Annotated in this window: 22 protein-coding genes; 10 read left to right on the top strand and 12 right to left on the bottom strand. The window is 65.4% G+C overall.

Annotated features, from left to right (window positions below; translation table 11 throughout):
- Positions 1 to 4 precede the first annotated feature (4 nt).
- Entirely contained in the window at positions 5 to 190 is a 186-nt protein-coding gene (gene yhhA, locus ACQZ13_RS16785; protein WP_431046379.1) for a YhhA family cyclophane-containing RiPP, read from the bottom strand.
- Between the two features lie 838 nt (positions 191 to 1028).
- Here yhhA and ACQZ13_RS16780 point away from each other — a divergent pair.
- The 4 genes from ACQZ13_RS16780 (at position 1029) to ACQZ13_RS16765 (ending at position 4297) form a co-directional block, all read left to right on the top strand.
- The gene (locus ACQZ13_RS16780; RefSeq protein WP_431046377.1) at positions 1029 to 2399 is read left to right on the top strand and encodes an MFS transporter; all 1371 of its coding nucleotides are present in this window, start codon (positions 1029 to 1031) and stop codon (positions 2397 to 2399) included.
- Positions 2400 to 2412: 13 nt separating this feature from the next.
- Positions 2413 to 2793 carry a hypothetical protein gene (locus tag ACQZ13_RS16775; RefSeq protein WP_431046375.1) on the top strand — a complete coding sequence of 127 codons (381 nt, stop codon included), beginning with the start codon at positions 2413 to 2415 and terminating at the stop codon, positions 2791 to 2793.
- 372 nt (positions 2794 to 3165) lie between these two features.
- On the top strand, positions 3166 to 3549 hold the full coding sequence (locus ACQZ13_RS16770; RefSeq protein WP_421038088.1) for a hypothetical protein: 384 nt from the start codon (positions 3166 to 3168) through the stop codon (positions 3547 to 3549).
- Positions 3550 to 3772: 223 nt separating this feature from the next.
- Positions 3773 to 4297, top strand: a complete 525-nt coding sequence (locus ACQZ13_RS16765) for a hypothetical protein (RefSeq protein ID WP_088404557.1) — start codon at positions 3773 to 3775, stop codon at positions 4295 to 4297.
- Between the two features lie 55 nt (positions 4298 to 4352).
- Here the strand turns inward: ACQZ13_RS16765 and ACQZ13_RS16760 are convergent, their stop codons facing one another.
- The 3 genes from ACQZ13_RS16760 to ACQZ13_RS16750 all read right to left on the bottom strand — a co-directional run bounded on the left by ACQZ13_RS16760 (position 4353) and on the right by ACQZ13_RS16750 (position 5539).
- Entirely contained in the window at positions 4353 to 4553 is a 201-nt protein-coding gene (locus tag ACQZ13_RS16760; RefSeq protein WP_431046373.1) for a hypothetical protein, read from the bottom strand.
- 101 nt (positions 4554 to 4654) lie between these two features.
- A complete protein-coding gene (locus ACQZ13_RS16755) occupies positions 4655 to 5062 on the bottom strand; it encodes a hypothetical protein (protein WP_431046371.1) in 408 nt (135 codons plus the stop codon).
- 39 nt (positions 5063 to 5101) lie between these two features.
- A complete protein-coding gene (locus ACQZ13_RS16750) occupies positions 5102 to 5539 on the bottom strand; it encodes a hypothetical protein (protein ID WP_431046369.1) in 438 nt (145 codons plus the stop codon).
- 426 nt (positions 5540 to 5965) lie between these two features.
- Between ACQZ13_RS16750 and ACQZ13_RS16745 the strand changes: the two genes are divergently transcribed.
- The gene (locus tag ACQZ13_RS16745; protein ID WP_431046367.1) at positions 5966 to 6259 is read left to right on the top strand and encodes a hypothetical protein; all 294 of its coding nucleotides are present in this window, start codon (positions 5966 to 5968) and stop codon (positions 6257 to 6259) included.
- Positions 6260 to 6273: 14 nt separating this feature from the next.
- On the opposite strand, the gene ACQZ13_RS16740 is transcribed toward ACQZ13_RS16745, so the two are convergent.
- The 6 genes from ACQZ13_RS16740 to ACQZ13_RS16715 form a co-directional block, all read right to left on the bottom strand.
- Positions 6274 to 7281, bottom strand: coding sequence for an ankyrin repeat domain-containing protein (locus ACQZ13_RS16740; RefSeq protein ID WP_431046365.1), 1008 nt, complete (start codon positions 7279 to 7281; stop codon positions 6274 to 6276).
- Between the two features lie 123 nt (positions 7282 to 7404).
- Positions 7405 to 9000 carry a chitinase gene (locus ACQZ13_RS16735; protein ID WP_431046363.1) on the bottom strand — a complete coding sequence of 532 codons (1596 nt, stop codon included), beginning with the start codon at positions 8998 to 9000 and terminating at the stop codon, positions 7405 to 7407.
- A 308-nt stretch (positions 9001 to 9308) separates the two neighbouring features.
- Positions 9309 to 10013 carry a hypothetical protein gene (locus tag ACQZ13_RS16730; RefSeq protein WP_431046361.1) on the bottom strand — a complete coding sequence of 235 codons (705 nt, stop codon included), beginning with the start codon at positions 10011 to 10013 and terminating at the stop codon, positions 9309 to 9311.
- Between the two features lie 127 nt (positions 10014 to 10140).
- Positions 10141 to 10812 (bottom strand): 3-keto-disaccharide hydrolase, encoded by a 672-nt coding sequence (locus ACQZ13_RS16725; RefSeq protein ID WP_431046359.1) that lies wholly within the window; start codon positions 10810 to 10812, stop codon positions 10141 to 10143.
- On the bottom strand, positions 10812 to 11453 hold the full coding sequence (locus ACQZ13_RS16720) for a gluconate 2-dehydrogenase subunit 3 family protein (RefSeq protein WP_431046357.1): 642 nt from the start codon (positions 11451 to 11453) through the stop codon (positions 10812 to 10814). The genes ACQZ13_RS16725 and ACQZ13_RS16720 overlap by 1 nt, the downstream gene beginning before the upstream one ends.
- Positions 11454 to 11455: 2 nt before the next feature.
- On the bottom strand, positions 11456 to 13270 hold the full coding sequence (locus ACQZ13_RS16715) for a GMC family oxidoreductase (protein WP_431046355.1): 1815 nt from the start codon (positions 13268 to 13270) through the stop codon (positions 11456 to 11458).
- 208 nt (positions 13271 to 13478) lie between these two features.
- Between ACQZ13_RS16715 and ACQZ13_RS16710 the strand changes: the two genes are divergently transcribed.
- Entirely contained in the window at positions 13479 to 13814 is a 336-nt protein-coding gene (locus tag ACQZ13_RS16710; protein ID WP_431046353.1) for a hypothetical protein, read from the top strand.
- Positions 13815 to 13870: 56 nt separating this feature from the next.
- Here ACQZ13_RS16710 and ACQZ13_RS16705 read toward each other — a convergent pair whose 3' ends face one another.
- A complete protein-coding gene (locus ACQZ13_RS16705) occupies positions 13871 to 14344 on the bottom strand; it encodes a DUF4259 domain-containing protein (protein WP_431046351.1) in 474 nt (157 codons plus the stop codon).
- 187 nt (positions 14345 to 14531) lie between these two features.
- Between ACQZ13_RS16705 and ACQZ13_RS16700 the strand changes: the two genes are divergently transcribed.
- The 3 genes from ACQZ13_RS16700 to ACQZ13_RS16690 all read left to right on the top strand — a co-directional run bounded on the left by ACQZ13_RS16700 (position 14532) and on the right by ACQZ13_RS16690 (position 17889).
- Positions 14532 to 16172: a peroxidase family protein gene (locus ACQZ13_RS16700; RefSeq protein WP_431046349.1), complete on the top strand. Its 1641-nt coding sequence runs from the start codon at positions 14532 to 14534 to the stop codon at positions 16170 to 16172.
- Between the two features lie 94 nt (positions 16173 to 16266).
- The gene (locus tag ACQZ13_RS16695; protein ID WP_431046347.1) at positions 16267 to 16785 is read left to right on the top strand and encodes a phosphoribosyltransferase family protein; all 519 of its coding nucleotides are present in this window, start codon (positions 16267 to 16269) and stop codon (positions 16783 to 16785) included.
- Positions 16786 to 16833: 48 nt separating this feature from the next.
- Entirely contained in the window at positions 16834 to 17889 is a 1056-nt protein-coding gene (locus ACQZ13_RS16690; RefSeq protein ID WP_431046345.1) for a hypothetical protein, read from the top strand.
- A gap of 12 nt (positions 17890 to 17901) precedes the next feature.
- Here ACQZ13_RS16690 and ACQZ13_RS16685 read toward each other — a convergent pair whose 3' ends face one another.
- Positions 17902 to 18234, bottom strand: a complete 333-nt coding sequence (locus ACQZ13_RS16685) for a YnfA family protein (RefSeq protein WP_431046343.1) — start codon at positions 18232 to 18234, stop codon at positions 17902 to 17904.
- Between the two features lie 108 nt (positions 18235 to 18342).
- On the opposite strand from ACQZ13_RS16685, the gene ACQZ13_RS16680 reads away from it, so the two are divergent.
- Positions 18343 to 18717, top strand: a complete 375-nt coding sequence (locus tag ACQZ13_RS16680; RefSeq protein WP_431046341.1) for a zinc-ribbon domain containing protein — start codon at positions 18343 to 18345, stop codon at positions 18715 to 18717.
- The last annotated feature ends 133 nt before the right edge of the window (positions 18718 to 18850 follow it).

Here is an 18850-nt window from a genome sequence, read left to right as displayed (position 1 = left end):
CCGATCAGCGGTTGTGGCGGTTGTGCGTGCGGTCGTACGCCCTGGTCACCAACGGGTCGTCGTGGCGAACCTCTTCGACCAAGCGAGCGAGCGCGGCGCTGGACAGCGTCTTCACATCCACGTCGAACAACCCGTTGAATTCGGGTTGCGGCGCAATCTCTGCCAGTGCTTCAAACGATGCTTCGGACACGTCGTGTCTCCCGGAGTGGAACGTAGCTCTATCTTAGATGATCAATGTTAGATTGCAACATTGAATTTTATCCTTTTATATCAATAACTTACGATCCATGTCATGCTGGTTTGATAGGTTGTAAATTCTTGAAAGTACAATTAAATCAATGAGTTAGATGGTCTTATTTTTCTGTTTGCGTTCGCCGAGACCTGCTGCCCCGCCGCGATGCGCTGGTGCGCGGCGCTACCAGCGCCCACGGGGCTGGGCGTGACGCCGTGATTGGTTGGTCTGGCTGTGGTGGCATCACGATGTGCATGGCGGTCCACCTACGTCGCGTGGGTAGGCAGACCGACGCCGATAGGTCATAGCCGCTCTAACCACAGAACGTCATGCAGGGGACGAGTGCAGCCAAGTCGCATCTGGCGGAGCGCCCCAATGACCGAGATGCGGCCACACAGTGAAGTCGACGACCGAGACCGACGGATCGCAGGCGCCGCAAAGCGCTCGTTCGCAGAGCCTCGCTCATGCTGAGGAACCTGGTGTCCAAACCTCCGAATGCGCAGGAGGGCGTCATCTCGGCCAAATGCATGGCTCATAGCTGCAGAGGTTGCCGCCGACCATGGCAGCCAAGTGGACGAGCAAACGCTGCGCTTCCGTCACCTGCACGCAATTTTGTGCGCTCTGCGTCGTGCGGCGCCCTCTATTCGGGTGTCGTCGCGGACCCAACCCCATCGTCGTGCGTCCTTCGGAATCTTGCGCCAAGGTGTTGGCTCATGATCGGGCACGGTCCATCCAGGGCGGCTTAGCCGTTGCTCCGCGGGCCCACCTCATCCCACCCTCAGAGCACCAGTCCTCGATGTCCCCCGCCGATCAGCAACGAGAAAAACAAGGCCTTGACCCTCGCGGACGCAGCGCGCTGCTGGCGGTCCTGTTGGGCGTCATGCTCTCCACGCTGGACACGGCCATCGCCAACGTCGCGCTGCCGACCATCGCCGCCGACCTGCAATCGCATGCCGCCGACGCCATCTGGGTCATCAATGCCTACCAGCTCGCGGTCGTCGCCACGATGCTGCCCTTCGCCGCGCTCGGCGATGGCATCGGCCCGCGGCGAGTCTTTCTCGGCGGGCTGGTGCTGTTCACCGTCGCGTCGGGGCTGTGCATGGCCGCGACCAGCGTCGAGCTGCTCGCCGCCGCGCGCGCCTTCCAGGGCATAGGCGCGGGCGCGATGATGAGCGTGAACATCGCGCTGATCCGCCAGATCTACCCACCGACCCGGCTGGGCCGCGGCGTGGGCATCAATGCGCTGGTGGGGAGCATCGGCTTCGTGGTCGGGCCGACGGTGGCCTCGCTGCTGCTGTCCGCGGCCAGTTGGCCCTGGCTGTTCGGCATCAACGTCCCCCTGGGCCTGCTGGCGATCGCCTGTGCCTGGCCGACCTTGCCGAGCAGCCCACCCCGCCCGCACGGCTTCGACGTGGGCACCGCCGTCCTGACCGCCACCAGCTTTGCGGCGCTGATCTTTGGACTGGGCTCCATGGCGCAGTTGGCCGCCTGGACGCAGGTGCTCCCCGCTGTCGTGCTGGCGATCGCCGCCGGCGCGCTCCTGCTGCATCGCCAGCGCGGCCACGCCACGCCCATGCTGCCGGTGGACCTGCTGCGCAGACCCATGTTTGCGCTGTCGGCGGTGACCGCGGTCTGCGCCTTCGCCACCCAGGGCCTGGCCTTTGTCTCGCTGCCGTTCTACTTCGAGCAGGTCCTGCACCGCGACGCCGCCAACGCCGGTTACCTCATGACGTCGTGGCCGGTGGTCGTCGCGATCACTGCGCCGCTGGCCGGCCGGATGTCGGACCGGCATGCGCCGGGGCTTCTGGGCGGCATCGGCTTGGCGGTGCTGGCGGTCGGCATGTGCGGGTTGGCGCTGCAGTCCCACGATCCCTCGCTGCCGATGCTGGTGCTGTGGATGGCACTGTGCGGCGCGGGCTTCGGCTTCTTCCAGGCACCCAACCTGACGGCGCTGATGTCCAGCGCGCCTCCGCATCGCAGCGGCGGCGCCAGCGGCGTCATCGGCGTGGTGCGGCTGCTCGGACAGGCGAGCGGCGCGGCACTGGTTGCGTTGTGCTTCCACTTGGCCGGCCTGCGGGACGGACCGACCGTCGCGCTGGCGCTGGGCGGGGTGACCGCGGGGTTGGCGGCGGTGGCGAGTTTTGCGAGGCTGAAGGTTCGCGGCTGAGCGGCAGTTCGTGATGGTCCAACTGGACAGCTATCCGTTCGACAAGTTGAGGTTGCCATCCGACGAGACGGCACAGTGGAAAGCGCACAACCCGACTTTTCATAGGACCTCCGACTATGGAATCGTCCTTACTGAGCAAGCGCTCTATCTGCGTTCGCCGTTCTGGCTTGCGCTCGCGCGCTGGAGGCGTATCCCATTGAATGAGATTCGGAGAATCACCTTCAAGGACTCGTACTTCACCCCGAGCCTGCGTGTTGAGACCTGCACGGGGACAGAGGTTCTTCGGACGCCGTGGGACTACAGGGACGATATGGACTACGACCGCGAGAACCTTAGGGAGACCGAGGCCCGCGTGCAGAACCTGGTCAAAGGCATGGCTGTCGTAGGTGCATGAAGTCCGCAACCAGCGGTCGCGATGCTCTCTTACCCGCACAGCAAACCCTGACCCTCTTGGGGGATGTCATCCCCCTCACTCCCTCTAAGGGAGGAATGGCCGGAAGTCTTTGATATGAATCAAAGAATGAAGTCCCGATTGGCCGCAGCATGGACCCCGGTGATTCAACCCGCCACAAACTGCAGCGCCGGTCCTAGGACTGGTGTCTGGCTCCTGATCATCTGGTCATGGGCGAGATGGGCCTATCCGCGAGGACGGCCTCACGTTGGGTTTGTCGTGAGTTGAACATCTCGCCCACCTCTCCGGTCGATCCGAAGGCATGTCGCCTTCAACGTCGGAGCCGGTGGCTGCCAACCTGGAGTGAGGTACGACATGGCTAGCTTCCAACAAGCACGCATCGACGAGTCCGACAAGCCGCTGCGCGCGCGGCATCCTCTGGCGGGCTGCGATCAGCAGACGCTGATCAGCCTGCAGCACGGCTGGGGCATGACCGAGCCGCAGATCTTCGGGCCGCGGCTGGGCTCCGATGCGATCTGCCTGCGCGCGGATCTGACGACCGGCTCCGCGCTGGCCAATCTGCGCGCTCTGCTGGTGAGCGGCGCGTCGATGCTGTCCATGCTCGCCGACAACACGGCCGAGTGCGATCCGGCCAAGCACGTGGCCACCGCCGTCAAGGAGTCCCTGCGCGAAGCGCTCGGGATGCTCGGCGTGGTGGAGCGCGCCGTCGACGACGATCGGAGCAAGGTGGTCTCTTGAGCGCGAGAACCAAGGCGCGAGGCGATCGCCGATCGGCTCGCGCCTGACCCTTCCGCGCCACATGACAAGTCCTGACCCCATGACCCTTCGGGATGCTCTCCAAACGAATGGGTGGATAGTGGCAACTCTTCACGCGGACGGGCATCGAGGTCCGCTCTGATGAGTTGGGAGCTCACGCAGAATTTCAGCGGGCTTCTAACAACACCATTCAGGAGGAATGAACATGCCTTTCCCGAAAACCCTCGAAGAACTTGAACGCACTCGCGACGAATGCAAGTCCATGGTCACGACGCGGGCCACCATCTCGGCCACGGCCGCCGTGGTCCCCGTGCCCGGTTTGGATATCGGGGCGGATGTGTCGCTGTTGCTCGAAATGATTCCGGCCATCAATCGCAAGTTCGGACTGGATGCCGAACAGATCGACGAGCTGGATCCCCAGACGAAGAAGATGCTGTTGGTCGTCATCAGCAGCATCGGTAGCGAGCTCATCGGCAAGCTGATCACCAAGGAACTCGTCATCCAGGTCCTCAAGCGGATCGGAATCCGAGTCGCTACCAAGCAGGTTGCGAAGTACGTCCCCATGGTCGGGCAAGCGGTCGCGGCCACCATCAGTTTTGGCGCCATGAAGTTGCTCGGCAACTCGCACGTCGACGACTGCTTTGAAGTCGCCAAGCGCGCGCTGCAGGATCTGGCGACGACGGAGCCTCAGGCGAAACCTCCAGTCGAAGGCGAAGCAGCGACAGCTTGATCGACGGGGTTGAGGCGGTGCGGTGCCAGCTGTCGCGCAGCACCCCTCAACCTGGCTAAAGCAACGCCGCAACGAGCACAGCCAGGAACAGCACCACGTTCAGGACGATGTAGCGCCGATACGTGAAGAACCAGCATCGCTTCAAGGTCCGGCTGACGTAGGTCTGGCTGCATTGGGGGCAGCGAACGGTGAAGGCTCGGTCGAGCTTCTCCGACGGACTCTCGAAGGCAAAGAAGTTGCTGGAAAGCTCGTCCAACGTCAGTCGATACCGACTCTTCTGAGGATCGATGACTGAGCCGCAGATCGGGCAAGATTCCATCGCGTGAGTGGCGTGCTGTTGAAGAGGTTGAAACGAGACTACGCCTTCGCCTCAGGCCACAGGACGTACATGTCGCCATCGCAGAACCCGATGCCCACGCCTTGTGAGTCGCGCAAGCGCGCCGCGTTCTTCCCATCGCACAGGTACGAGCGCACCATGTCCTTCGACGTTTCCAGCCACTCGGGCCAAGCCGCTCCAGCCACGCCGAACGGGATCTCGAAGCGGTACTCGTCGGTGTAGAAGGTCGCGTCACCCGGCCAATAATCCGTCTCAGGATTGGCACCCGCCGAGAAGGACGATGTCCCCATCAACTCCACCAGGACTGACTCTTCGGTCTCGTAGAGATTGACGTGGAAGGCCACCGTCGAGGCGGGCATCGGCTGGCTCAAGACTTCATCGAGCCAGTGAGCGAGATCTTGCTGAACGAGGGTGCGGGCATGCGACATGGAGGCGGATTCTGCCGTGAAGGTTGGAGGACGGTCGCCTCACTCCCATCGACCGAACACATGCGCGCCGGTAGCGGCCGAGGTTGCTCTCGTCGAGAATTCGATCGGAAAGACATCGTGCCGGACCATTCCCAGACGCTTCAACGCGCGGCGCGTCTCAGTCGCAGAGTCGCTGGCATGGAAGAGCACCCGGCCTTCCGTCGTCAGCAGCGCAAGTCCGCTGACCGCCAAACCGTCGACAGCGTCTCCAAATAGAACGGCCGGATAGATGGCACCCGAAGCCAGTCTCGCAGCGGCAGCGATGCAGAGTGCATAGCCAATCGTGGGGATGTTCTGGGCAAGGACCGGTTTCACCCAGGTCTCGTCTTCATCCTCATTCCCCCCGTCGTCGGAAACGAACTCCCAGATCGGGAAGGTTTCGAGATCCACAGCACTGAGCTGGTCGACCGGCTTGCGGGTCGTTGCAGACGTGGTCATCGGATGTTCAGGCGTTTGATGAGTCGTAGGCCATCCTAACCACATCAAACATCTGTACTGTCGACTTCCTTTGCAAACCAGATCACCTGCGATGTGGCGGACACCGGACAACGCCTGACCCTCCCAGGGCGAGTCCGCTGGAAGACCATCGGCCGCATCGTTTCGGTCGACTTCACTGGCGATGGCTCGCGCGCCGGCGCGGCCCGCGCTGAGCGCCTTGCCTCTCAGGCTGGAGGCGAGGGATGCGTATCGAGGGGGAGAGGGAAGTCACGAGTCTTGTGGGGGAGTCAAGCCCCGAGCACTCCCACCAAGGAATGAATCGCTGCCTGTCTTTGATATAGATCAGGAAACGAAGACGCGATCCGACGGAGCATGCACTCCCGTGTTTCAGAAGCGCCCAACGGCGGCGTCCCCTGGAGACCTCACATGCGCCTCAAGCCCAAGTCGAACGCCTACGTCTCACCAGACCTCGCGGCAGAAAAGGGTGGGCACCTCGGCCGGATGAAGCTGACAAAGCTCGTGATGGAAAGGCTTCGGGCCTTCTTCGGCAAGGCCTGGACTCCCGAGGCCCAAATAAGCGCCATGCTGCTTTTTGCCGTTGCGTGCGCGTTCGCCTACACGGTCGGCCAGGATCCCACGCACTTCAACGATCTGCAGAAGGCTCTACTCGCGCTCTTGTCGTCGGGACTCGCGTTCTTCTGGGGACGGATGGGGAAATGAACTCGCCCTCAGCCTCAGCGCGCGCCGTGCTTCCGCAACAACGCGACCATCTGGTCGTCCTGGTTGTAGCGCGCTCGCGCCATCGCCGAGGAACCGTCCTTGGCGACGACCTTCGCGTCGGCGCCATGCGCGATGAGCAGCTCGGCCATCTCCACCTTGCCGACGCCGGCCGCCAACCACAGCGGCGTCGCGCCGTCCGTGTCACGCGGATCGACCGCCGCGCCCTTGTCGAGCAGCACGCGAGCGACTTCCAGCTCCCCTGAATCGGTCGCGCGATGCAGCACCGTCATTTGCCTGACTTCGGGATCGACCGCCTGCGCGTCAGCGCCGGCTGCGAGCAGGAAGGTCGCTGTCGCGGCGCGCGCCTCCGGCTTCGAGTGGCTCCAGCGTGCGCCGCTCGCGAGCGCCCACAGGGCCTCCGTCGCGACCTGCGGCTGCGCGGCGCTCAGACGCGGGGCCAGGTCTTGCAGCATCGCCACCTGTCCCGCGGCAGCCGCGGACACATAGGCGCGCTTGACGACCTCCAGGGCCGGATTCGCGTTCAGCAGCAGGCTCGTCAGCTCCTTGTCCCCGGCGAAGGTCGCCACCGACAGTGCCGGGCCTTGCCTCGGTCCCCATTTGGACTGGTCCGCCTTCGCCGCCAGCAGCTGCTTCACGACCGCCACTCGACGAGCTTTGGTGGCCGCATCCAGCGCGGTCAGTTCCTCGCTCGACAGCTCATTCAAAGGAATCGCCGCCTTGAGATACAGCGCCACCGCCGCCTCATCGCCGCGCGCGGCCGCCGCCACGAAGCCGTCCTGCGTGAACGGCTGCCCGAGCTTCACCAGCTGCTGCCGGGGATCTTCCGCATGCTCCGGCTGGAACAGCGCGACCAGCTTCTTCGCCGAGTCGGTGAAGCCCGCCACGCCCGTGACGATCGCGGCGATCACCAGCAGCACCGCGACCCCGCGCCGCTGCTTCAGCCGCGCGAGGTAGCGCTCGTGGAGAGGTGTCGAAGACGTCGAAGGCGCGGCATCAGGCATCGCAGATCCGTGTGAGAAGACGACGAGCGCCTTTCTACTCCACTTTCCGCGCCCGAATGCCGCGCCTTGTCAGCGCGTCCCTTCAGTCTGTCGGTCCGCACTCAAGACAGCGTTCAGCTGCGCTCAAGGCAAGGCGTTGAGCGACGAGCGGACGCCGCGCGAGAAGCTCTGCCCGTCGTGGCGATCCCAGTTGATCGACCACGTCATCACGCCCCGGAACGTCGGATACGCCTGCACCGGCTTGATCGCGCCGCATTGCGACAGCTTCGTCAGGCAGTTCAGCGCCGCCGTGATCGTCGCGACGCTCGCCTGGCCGCTGTTGGCCGACGACGGCCCCGACGGCAGCCCGAACGCGACCTGGTCCGGCCGCAGCCCGCGGAACACGAACGAGCCCGTGCCGTTGTTGGTCGTGAAGCCCTCGATCAGCATCCGACTGGTGGCGACCAGCATGTCGGCGCTGCCCTCGGCCAGGCCTTGCGTCGCGTACGGCGTGTAGACGGCGCCGTTGTTGTAGTACTGGACGTGGAGCACGTTCAGCTCGTCGCGCAGGCCGTCGATGATCGGCAGGTACGCGCCCCAGATGCCGCTGTACGCGACGAAGCCGCCCTGCACGTACGGATGCTCCGGCGCCATCGACAGGTAGAAGCTGCTGCCGATGCGCTGCTTGAGCTGCTTCACCGCGGTGACCAGGTTGGTCTGCACCGGCGCGCCCGAAGTGACGCCGGCGCCGCTCTCCAGGTCGATGTCGATGCCGTCGAAGCCGTAGCGCTTCATGATGGCCTCGACGCTGTTGACGAAGTTGGTCACCTGCGTCGCGTTGTTGAGCGTCACGGTGCCGTTCTGGCCGCCGAAGGACAGCACGACCTTCTTGCCCTTGGACCGCGCGGCCGCGACGTCCGCGATGAAGCGGGACTCGCCGCCGGCGCTCGGGTCGAGGTTGAAGGCGATGCTGCCGTTGCCCGCGTCATCCGCGAAGGCGACGACGATCACGTCGTAATCGGCGGAGACCTCGCTGATGGGGAAGGTCGGGCCGGCCGGGTTGGTGAAGTTGTGCCAGTAGCCGATCAACTGGTGCTTGCCGGGGGCAGGGGCCGGGCCGGGCGACGGCGCCGGCGTGGGCGCGGGGCCAGGCGCGGGAGCCGGTCCCGGCGAGGGAGCAGGCGTGGGGGTGGGTGCCGGCGACGGGGCGGGCGGCGTCGAGCCGCCGTAGACCGTCCACGGCTTGCCGGAGCCGATGGGGCCGCTTTGCGAGGCGGGGTTGTCGCCTTGCGTCCACCAGTTGGCGCGGTAGATCACGCCCTGGTAGCTGACGATCGCGCCGCCCGAGTAGGCCGCGGCCGCATTCCAAGCGCCTTGCGGGGCGGGGGCGGGGGACGGTGCCGGGGTGGGCGCAGGTGCGGGGCTGGGCGACGGGCTCGGCGTGGGTGCCGGCGACGGAGCGGGCGAGGGCGCCGGGCCGCTCGCGGGACCGATGGGGGTCCACAGCGAGGCGTTGGTCGGGTTCCAGCCGGTGCTGGCGTAGTCGGTCTGGTTGACGGTGGCGCGGTAGAGCTGGCCGTTGTAGCTCACGACGGTGCCGGCGGTGTAATAGACGTCGGGCTTCCAGGCGGCGGCGGTCTGTGCGACCGCGTGCAGCGTGAACGCGGCAGCGCCGAGGGCGACGATGAGCCGCAGCGGCGCGGACGTGGAGCGGGAAGGGCGTCGGACGGAGACGGACATGGCTGTGCTTCCAAGGTGGGGGACCGAAGCGGGCCATGAGCCCGCGCCAAAGTCGCCGGAGCCAGGACTCGTCCAGGCTGATCGGCGAACCGCGACGTCAGTGGATCTCGATTGGTATTGGTTCGGTCGAGATTTATTGCCACCGCTTGGATACCACTTTCCGAAATCGCGATGATTCGGCGCAGCGGGTAAACCCGGGGTCGTGGTGACAAGGCGTGAGGGGGCACGCCTGAGCGCGAGGCCTGGGACGGGCCTCGTCACAAATTGGAGTCCGGGGAGGCTGACTCGGTCTTCAAAAGCACGAAGCCCTAACGCAGCTCGTTCTCCAACTGCGCCCGGTTGAGCGCCTGGACCCGCTTGATGCCGCCGACGCACCAGTAGCGCAGCCCGGCCGGATTCGTGAAGCTCACGGTGCCTCCGCCGCCCGCGACGGGCTCCTGGATCTGGAACATCAGGACGGAGAAGAACGTCCCCGTGGCCGTGACGAGCCCGAGGATCACCGCCGTGCCGGCAGTGCCGCCCAGGCGCTCCTGAAGGTACTGGACCTCTCCAGGTGGCCAGTGGCGGTTGGGGAAGAAGCCCGTCGCGTCCGCCGGCAGCGCGGCGTGGAAGACCTCCTTCACCGTCCGGTTCACCTCGGGACGGCTGTCGATCGTGCCGAGGTGGAAGGCGCTCGTCGCGCCACCCAGTGTGCCGCGGGCGATCAGGCAGCCGCTCATGTAGCCCGTGAGGACGTCGCCCGCGGCCATGGGCTTCTGCGCCGTGCGGCCCGGGGCGTAGTCGAGCCAGGCGTACGGCACGGTCGCGCCCACCGCGATGCCGAGCACGTGCTCGACGTTCGGGTTGCGCGGGATCTGCGGGTCCAGCATGTCCGGGTGACCGTCCAGCCCGTCGTAGATCAACGGCGTCGCCGCACCGGTACTGGCGACGATGGCGCCGCCCACGTTGCCCATGTTGTCGGGCGGCTTGTTCCAGAGGAAACGAACGCCCGCGCGCAAGTACCGTTCGATCATGGTGTCCCTCGCTGTGTCCCCGTCGATCGTCGATTAGGCGCTCGATCCCCGAGCGGGCTCATCCCTAATCTGGAGGACGCAGTCGCCGCTGCTCAGCGGCGAAGGTCCGTCACCGCGAGGCGCCCGATCAGGGCAACACCTTCACCTTGATGTTGCGGAAGTGCGCCTCGCTCTCCGGGTCGTGGCCCTGCAGCGCGAAGGTGCCGCTGGCCAGGTAGCGCTTCTCCAGGCCCTTCTTGCGGACGATGGGCGACTCCTCGGTGTAGTCGGCCGTCTTCTCGCTGTTGACGAAGGTGGTGACGTGCTTGCCTTCGACGCGCACCGTCAGCGTGAACCACTGGTTGTCGGGCGAAACGACCTTCATGTAGTCCTGCACGCCCCACAGCCCGCCGGTGCGGCTCGGGTCGCTGTGGGAGTTGTTGACCTGCACTTCGTAGCCGAGTTCCGGCCAGCCCACTTCCTGCCACTTCGTGTGGAAGTAGACCCCGGAGTTGGCCTTCGGGAAGGTCATCACGTCGACCTTGAGCTCGAAGTTCTTGAAGTCGTGCTGCTGCACCGGGCCCGTGTAGAACAGGTGCGAGCGCGGGCCGCGGACCACGATGGCGCCGTCCTTCACGCTGAAGGAGCCGGGCTGGTCGCTGGCGCGCCAGTTCTCCAGGCTCTTGCCGTCGAACAGCAGTTGCCAGCCGGCGGCGGATTCTTCGGCGGTGAGCGTGTTGGGCATGTCGGCGGCGTGGACGGTGGCGGACAGGACGAGGGCGGCGGCAGCAGCCGCAACTGCGTGAGAAGCGATGCGCATCAGGCGACTCCTACGATCTGCAAGACCTTGAGGGGCGGGCCGTCGAAGGTGACGGAGGGGACGTTGCCGACGTAGCCGACATCCTTCATGCCGGCGGGCGTCGTGTAGAAGCCGCCGGCGGTGAGGTCGCGGAAGCGCTTGAAGAAGCGCGCGGCGGCGGCGAATTCGGGCCGGGCGGATTCGGTCCAGCAGATGTCGTCGGCGATCTGCGACTGCTGCGCGACGTCGAGCTGGTCGAAACGCTTGCCGCCGAAGCGCTTCGCGCTTTCGGCCTCCAGCCAGGCGAGACCGTCGATGACGACGGGCTTGTCCTTGGTCTGGTTCGGGTAAGGCGCGCTGATCCATTCGTCGATGAAGCGGTGCACCTGCAGCTGCGCGGCGCTGGGCGACTGGTCGTCGGCGGGAATGATGAGGCCGCACAGCGCCTGCGCGGTGCGGTTCTGCGCGGCGTCGAAGGTCAGCGGCCACAGTTCGCCGCTGGCGTAGCTCTTCGTCAGCGTCGGGTCGGTGCCGTAGCCTTTCGGCTTGCCGCCTTTGCCCTTGCCGCCCTTGCCGGCAGCCGGCGTGGCACCGGCCGATACCTCGACGCTCAGCGCCGCGGCGGCGGCCAGCATCCATTGCAGCGTGGTTCTGCGGTCCATGCTCAGAGCTCCTTCTTGCGGAAGCGGTCGACGATGTGGTCGGCCTGGCGCCAGGCCAGCGCCATGATGGTCAGCGTGGGGTTCTTGTCGGCGTTGGAGGCGAAGGGCGCCCCATCCGACAGGAACAGGTTGGGCACGTCCCAGGTCTGGCCCCAGCGGTTGGTGACGGAGGTCCGGGCGTCCGCGCCCATGATGGCGCCGCCGACCTCGTGGATGATCGATCCGCCGGGCGCGATGGCCTTGCGGCCGTCGAGTTCGGGCCCGCCGTCGAGCACCTTGCCGCCCATGGCGCCGACGATCTCGGCGAAGGTCTTCTGCATGTGGGCGGCCTGACGGGTCTCGTGTTCAGACCATTGCCAGTGGAAGCGCAGCACGGGGATGCCGAAGCGGTCCTTGGTCGTCGCATCGATCTCGCAGAACGAGTCGTCGTTGGGGATCATCTCGCCGCGGCCGGCGAAGTACACGAACGAGCCGAAGGTGCGACGCACGTCCTGCTTGAACTTCGCGCCGTAGCTGCCCTTGGTGAGCCACTCCAGGCCGGCGCCGGTGCCGGCGCCGGGCATGCGGCGGCCGGTGCCCAGCTCGATGTGATAACCGCGGGCGAAGCCCAGGCCCTGGGTGGCCCAGTCCTTGCCCTGTTTGCCGTACAGCCACCACGGCGCGTACATGTGCGAGCCGCCGGCGCCGTCCTCGTTGTGCGGCGGCAGGTTCTCCAGCATCGGCACCTGACCGGACAGGTCGCTGCCGACGGTGTCCATCACGTACTTGCCGACCTTGCCGCTGCTGTTGGCCAGGCCTTGCGGATTCGCGCCGCTCTTGCTGTTGAGCAGGATGCGCACCGACTCGCACGCGCTGGCGGAGAGCACGATGGCGCGGGCCTTGGCCTCGATGTGCTTGCCGGTCTTGCGATCGACGAAGCGCACGCCGCTGGCCTTGCCGTTCCTGGTCGTGACCTCGTAGACCATGGCGTCGCAGAGCACGTCGAGGTTGCCGCTGGCGAGGGCAGGCGGCAGGTGCACGGCGGGGCTCTGGTAGGTCGCGCCGATGGAGCAGCCGCGCGAGCACGGCGTAGCCCAGAAGCAGGCGGCGCGTTCGCGCATGGACTGCGCGACCAGCGCCTGCGCGCGCGGGTTGCCGGGATGCAGCAGCGCGGGGATGCGGGCGTCGTCGAGCTTGGCGGTGAGCACCGCGCGGTGGATGGGCACCACCGGGATGCCCAGCGTGCCGGCGCGCTGCGCGACCAGGCGTTCGCCGACGCGCGCGGCCGGGGCGGGCAGCAGGCAGCCCTCGGGCGAATCGGGCGTGTTCTCCAGGCCTTCATTGCTGCCGTAGATGCCCACGAGCATCTCGACCTTGTCGTAGTAGGGCGCGAGGTCCTCGTAGGCGATGGGCCAGTCGAAGCCCAGGCCGTCTCGGCTGCGCGGCTTGAAGTCGTAGGGGCCGTTGCGCAGCGAGATGCGACCCCAGTGGTTGGTGCGGCCGCCCAGCATGCGGGCGCGCCACCAGTCGAAGCGCTGTTCCTCGTTGTCGGAGGCCTGCGTGTAGGGCTCGCCGGGCACCTGCCAGCCGCCGTCCACGGTCGCGTCGTAGAAACCGAAGGGCTTGTCCGGCGTGCTCGCGCCGCGCAGCGGGGCGTCGTGCGAGGCCTGGAACATCGGCGTCTCGGAGCGGAAGTCGTAGTACCGGCCGGCTTCCAGCATCAGCACCTTCACGCCTTCGAGCGCCAGCGTGTAGGCCGTCTGGCCGCCACCGGCGCCCGAGCCGACGACGATGACGTCGTAGTCGCGCGCCATGTTGCGCGTCGTCACAAAACCCATGCGGCCTCCTGAAGAAGTCGGCGGAGTTTGCCACCGCGGGAGAGGGCGTTTCGGGAAGTCATGGAGCGGCCGCGCGACGGCGTGCGATTACGATTCCGCGCGGCGGCGGAGGGCTCGGAAGCCCTAATTGCCAAGAGCGGCCGCGATGGTCGGCGGCAAGGATTGACTGCAACCACTGACCGCAAACACTGACGCTTTCTTCACACCCATGGCACACGTTCACCAGCTCCCGCCCGGCGGGTGGCCCTTCGACGATCCCGAGAACGTCGCGTCCTTCACCTGCCGGCATGTGCTCGAAGGTGAGCCGGTCCGCGAGGTGTCGCACGACGATGACGACGGGGCCTGGCAGATCCTCTGCGGCGAGGCGCATGAGGACGACGACATCCGGCTCGTCTGTCTGGGTTGCCTGGTGGAACGGGATCCGGGGCTGGTCGTGCTCGCGGATCTGCCGTATGGCTGGGGCGCGTATCGGGAGAGTGCGGATTCGCCGTGGGTGAGGGCGATCAACGAGGAAGAGGATGAGAAGCCCGAGGACGGCGCCTGAACGGCACTTTGTATCGGACCCGGGACGCTGCCGGGCAACGTCGTGCGCGGAACGTCTCAGTTCTTCGGCTCGCCCAGTCGCGTGAGCAGGTCGAAGCCGTTCGCTTGCCACAGGGGGAAGGTCTTTTGATCCTCGCGCCAGAGCTCCCGCAGCTCGGACTGCTTGCCCGAGACGACGGCGTTCACCGCGCGTCCCGCGAGCTTCTTCAGCTTCTGGTAGGGCGCGCGATCCGCGCGCTGAAGGCACGCGGTCAATTCCTTCGGGAGGTTCTGGGCCGGCTTTCCCAGGGCGGCCGCGACGACCTCCGCCGCCGCCATCGCGGACTCGCCTTCCGGCGACTCCAACGGTCCGGTTCTCAGTGCTGCATTGAGCGCAGCTTCCACGGACGCGGAGGAAGGCCTCGCGACGAAAGCGCCAAGCCAATCGAGTGCGCCATCGTTGTCGAAGATGCCATGGCCCCAGGCGCCTGCGTGTGCCGTGTGGTGGGCCAGCATGGCGGCTAGGTTGATGAGGAGGGCTCGGCGATGCATGTTCTCGTGGGCGTCCGGATGATTGGCGCGGCAGGATAACAACCTGGCCTGCATTGTGAGAGCAATCGCGGTCGTCTACTCAGACCGGACTGGATGAGGACATCGACGCCGCGTCCACAAGGCTGCTGATGCGGTCCCCCGTGTTCCTCCCGAAGAATGCGCTCCCGCCCCACCGCAGGAGATCAGCATGAAAGCCAGCACCCATGGTGACGTCGACGCGTTGCCGCTAGCGACACGTCTCACTTACGCCGCCGTCGGCGGCTGTCCTTTTGCCCGGAGGGCGGCGCTTGCTGCGCCTCCGTCCGCTGCGCCGACGGGCGAGCAGATCTTCCGTTTCGGACGAATGTTCGATGGTCTGCCAGGTTTGGCGGACACCAACGCGCTCGCCGGTCAATTGGCGGCGTTGGGCCTCTCGATGACCGAGTCGGCAGCACAGGCGCGCGGAGAGCGCAACGCGGGCATCGCTGCGATCTACACCTATCTCGGACAATTCATCGATCACGACATCACGAAGACCGAGACCGCCGACGCGGCCCTGGCGTCGAACATGGAGGCCGCCTTCAATGCGGCCAGTGCCCATCGTCATGTGGCGCCGCTCGACGGGGGCGAACTCGCCAAGCTGGTCAATCGGCGCAGTCCGATGCTGAATCTGGACAGTGTGTTCGACGGGACACCTCGCGAGTCCGATGGCAGCCTGCGCATCGGCCCTGTCAGCCCCGGCCCGGCACGTCCGACCCTGCCGTTCAAGGAGGACCCGGATCTTGTCGAACTGCATGACCTGCCCCGCCTTCCGCCTTCCCAGAACGAAGACACCGACAGACGGGCAAGGATCGGCGACCCGCGAAACGACGAGAATCTGGTCGTTGCCCAGTTGCATGTCGCCTTCCTCCGCGCCCACCGACTGCTGGTGCGAAAGATCGGGCTAAAGCCGGATGCCGCCGACCTTGAACTCAAGCGGCTGTACCAGCGCATCGTGCTCGATGACTTCCTGCCGACGATCTGCGACCCGGCCATCGTGCGGTCGGTGCTTGCGCAGCCGCAAGGACTGTTTTATCGACCTGATCCTGCCAGTCCGTACATGCCGCTGGAGTTCGCAGGCGCGGCATTCCGCTTCGGCCACTCCATGGTGCGCAATGCCTACAACTACAACTCGGAGCTCTCGGGCCTCAGCGCCAGTACGCCCATCGGTACGCTCAAGCAGCTGTTCACGTTCACCGCGTTCTCGGGCGACAACTTTGGGGTGGAATCCCTGCCGCAGAACTGGATCATCGACTGGTCGCGGTGGGTCGACCATCCGGACGGAACGCCAGCCGACAACGTGACCAAGCAGATGGACACGCTGCTGGCCGACGAACTGTCGAAGCTGCCGCGCGCGAATGGTGTGATCGGCGGCAACGATGTGAACAACCTGGCCTTGCGCAATCTGCTGCGCGGACTCCTGCTGGGACTGCCCAGCGGGCAGAGCGTGGCTCGGGCGGTGCAGATGAAGCTCGGCCCCGTGTTCGATCCGCTGACGCCGCAGCAGTTGCGCGATGTCGCCAATGAGGCGAGTCCAGCTCAAGGCGCGGCGTTGATTGCCGGCGGTTTCGACTGGCAGACCCCGCTCTGGTACTACGTGCTGGCCGAGGCTTCGCGTGTGCCGGTCGATAAGGGGCACCTGGGTCCGGTGGGAAGTGCGATCGTGGCAGATGTCCTGCATCAACTGGTACGGCTGGCACCGGACAACGTGCTGGATGCGCCGAAGTGGAAGTCAGCAATCCCGTTGCGCGATCCGTCGCGAGTGGAGATCGAAGATCTCCTGCGCTTCGCGCAGTTGCTGCCGTTTTGAAAGTCCTCGGGGAAGGGGTCGGACACGCCCGTCCGATCGCCATGCCCCAACGGCGCGCCGATTTGGCGGCGACCGCATTGAACGGATCCCAACCATGAAACCAGAGATCGTTCCAATACCTTGGAAGGACGTGGAAGCTTGGCTTCGCGAGTTGGCGCAACGCATGGGCGGCGTAGATTGCATCCTGGGCATCGCACGCAGTGGCGCTCCATTGGCCACGGCGCTGTCGTACCTGACGCCCAATGCGACGCTCGGCTACGTCACCCGGACAGTCCCGGTGGGGCCGGAAGCCGCCTCTTACGACTTTGAAGGCAGTCGCAAGGATCGAGCAGCCGACCTTGCCAGGACGTTGCGATTACCTACCCTGCCAGAGGGCCTGCGGTCGTTCTTGATCGTCGACGACGTGGCGACCTTTGGCGACACCATGGACCGGGTTCGCCGGCTGGTGGCGAGCCGCTATCCCGAAGCGTCGATACGCATGGCCTGCTTCGCTGCGGACGTGGAACGCGTCCGTGACGCCCACCCGGATCTGGTCGCGCTGATCGAGCATTCGCGGGGCATCGATAACCAGGCCACCTACCTCACCTTCCCCTGGAATCTCGAGTCCATCTAGCAGGCTCGTGTCGAGGCGGCTCTCTGTTCCAGTGTCACGGGGGAAACAATGATCAGCGTCTTTGTCACAGGCTCTCTTCCCGAAACCGATGGCGATCCTCTTGAATATCAGCGGGTGTGCGAAGCCGTTGGAAAACTGCTCCATCCTGGTTGCCGTCTCATCGTGGCCGGAAGCGAACCCAACAGTGGCGATCACCACGTCTTCATGGGTGCGCTGCAGTCGCGCGAAGCAACTGGTCATTCGTTGAGCAAGCCGTTCAACGTAGAACTGATCAAGGCGTTTGGGGATGACAACAGCATCGAACGCCCCTTGGTTCGCACGCTTGAAACCATGGAGGCCTGCGGTGTCCCCGGGGCGCACATCGATACTGAAAAAAGCAAGGAATCCGCTTGGAGAAAGGCGTTGAGAAAGGCGGACATCGTTCTGGTACTCGGTGGCAACGACACGCCGAGAGTGATATGCGAAATGGCCTTCGAGGAGCACACGCCCGTCGTTGCCATGATCGGTCTGGGCGGGCTGTCGCGATCGCTGTTCAGAGAGACGGAGCAGGTGTATCGATTGGCCGGAATCGATCTCAACGAATTGTCGGTCCTGCGAGGCGGGCTCGATTCGCAAGAGGAGTGCAAGAAGTTCCTGGCGCTGCTGTTAAAGATTCATTCGAAGAAGCCGTGGGCCAAGCGGCATCCCAAATCAACCGCAGCCGCCGTCGGCGTAGTGGTCGGTCTGATGCTTTGCTGGACGGCGGTAATCAGCGCTGCGCGCGTGCTCGTTCCAGGGAACTGGGTTGCATGGATTGCCTTGATCTCCGCTGTTGCGGGCGCGCTCGGGGGAACGCTCAGGCTACTGATTCATTCTCCACATGGACTCGCCAACGTCGCGGATTGCGTGGTAAACAGTCTGAAGAGTGGCCTGTCGAGCGGATTTCTTGTCGGCGCACTGGTTGCCGGAATAGCCAATGTTGTCAAGATGAGTCTTGATTCCAAGGATCAAAGCATGATGGCTGTCTATCTTCTCGCGACATGCATTGCGATCTCCTTGGGCTATTTCGGTCTGAGGGGCATTCCGAAGCTCGTCGAATTCATCGAGAAGGTGGCGCACCACTGAATATCGTCGAGCTCAGCCCGCGCGTCGCCCGAACATGATGATCCCCATTCCGACCAGGCTGACGGCCACGCCCAGCCAGTCCGTCCCGGTGGGCTTGATCTTGTCGACCACCATCAGCCAGATCACGGCCACGCCGATGTACACGCCGCCGTAGGCCGCGTACACGCGGCCGGCGGCCGTGGGGTGCAGAGTGAGCAGCCACGCGAACAGCGCGAGGCTGCCCGCCGCCGGGATGAGCAGCCAGATCGGCTTGCCCTGTTTCAGCCAGAGGTAGGGGAGGTAGCAGCCCACGATCTCGGCGAGGGCGGTCAGCACGAACAGGGCGAGGGTGCGAAGCATGTCCATGGGCGGATTGTGCGGTGGGGACGGGTCTTGCTCCGGCGCTTGCTGCAAGTCGCTGCGATCCGCCGGCCTCTGCTAACGTGCGGTCGACATGCGCGACAGGTTCTGAGAATGCCCACCCGACCCGCCTGCCGGAACTGCCGGACGCCCATCCTCGCGCTGACCGCCGCGGTCACCGGCGGCGTCTGCGTGCGCTGTGCCGCGAGGTGGCGGCACTCCGCCAAGCATTCGGCGGTGCTCGCCGATCAATCGGCATGGTCTGACTCGAGCAAGCGCTCCCGATCCTACGAGCCCGACGCGACCATCCATTACTTCGACGAGTTCTACTGGTGCGAGCGCTGTGACGCGCCGTCCGTGTTCACCGCGGTCCAGCAGAAGCATGCGTACGAAGTCGAGAAGCGCTATCTCTTCCAGACCCGGAAGCTTTGCGATGGCTGCCATGCGTTGTCCAAGGCGTCGCAGCGCGCCTCCGACACCTCGGGCTGACCTTCGGCGCCGAGCGGTGACGCCCCCATTCCTCGGTGCAAGACCTGGCACTTGAAGCAGTTCGTTCTGCCTGCCTGCGAATTATTCTCAATTGCGATCAATTCTCATCTATAGTGCCGATCCGTCCGCGGGT

The organism is Roseateles sp. L2-2 (genome assembly GCF_050613215.1).
Classification (GTDB): domain Bacteria; phylum Pseudomonadota; class Gammaproteobacteria; order Burkholderiales; family Burkholderiaceae_C; genus Roseateles; species Roseateles noduli.
The sequence above is the reverse complement of the archived record's forward strand: the minus strand, read 5'-3'. Positions and strand labels throughout refer to the sequence as shown.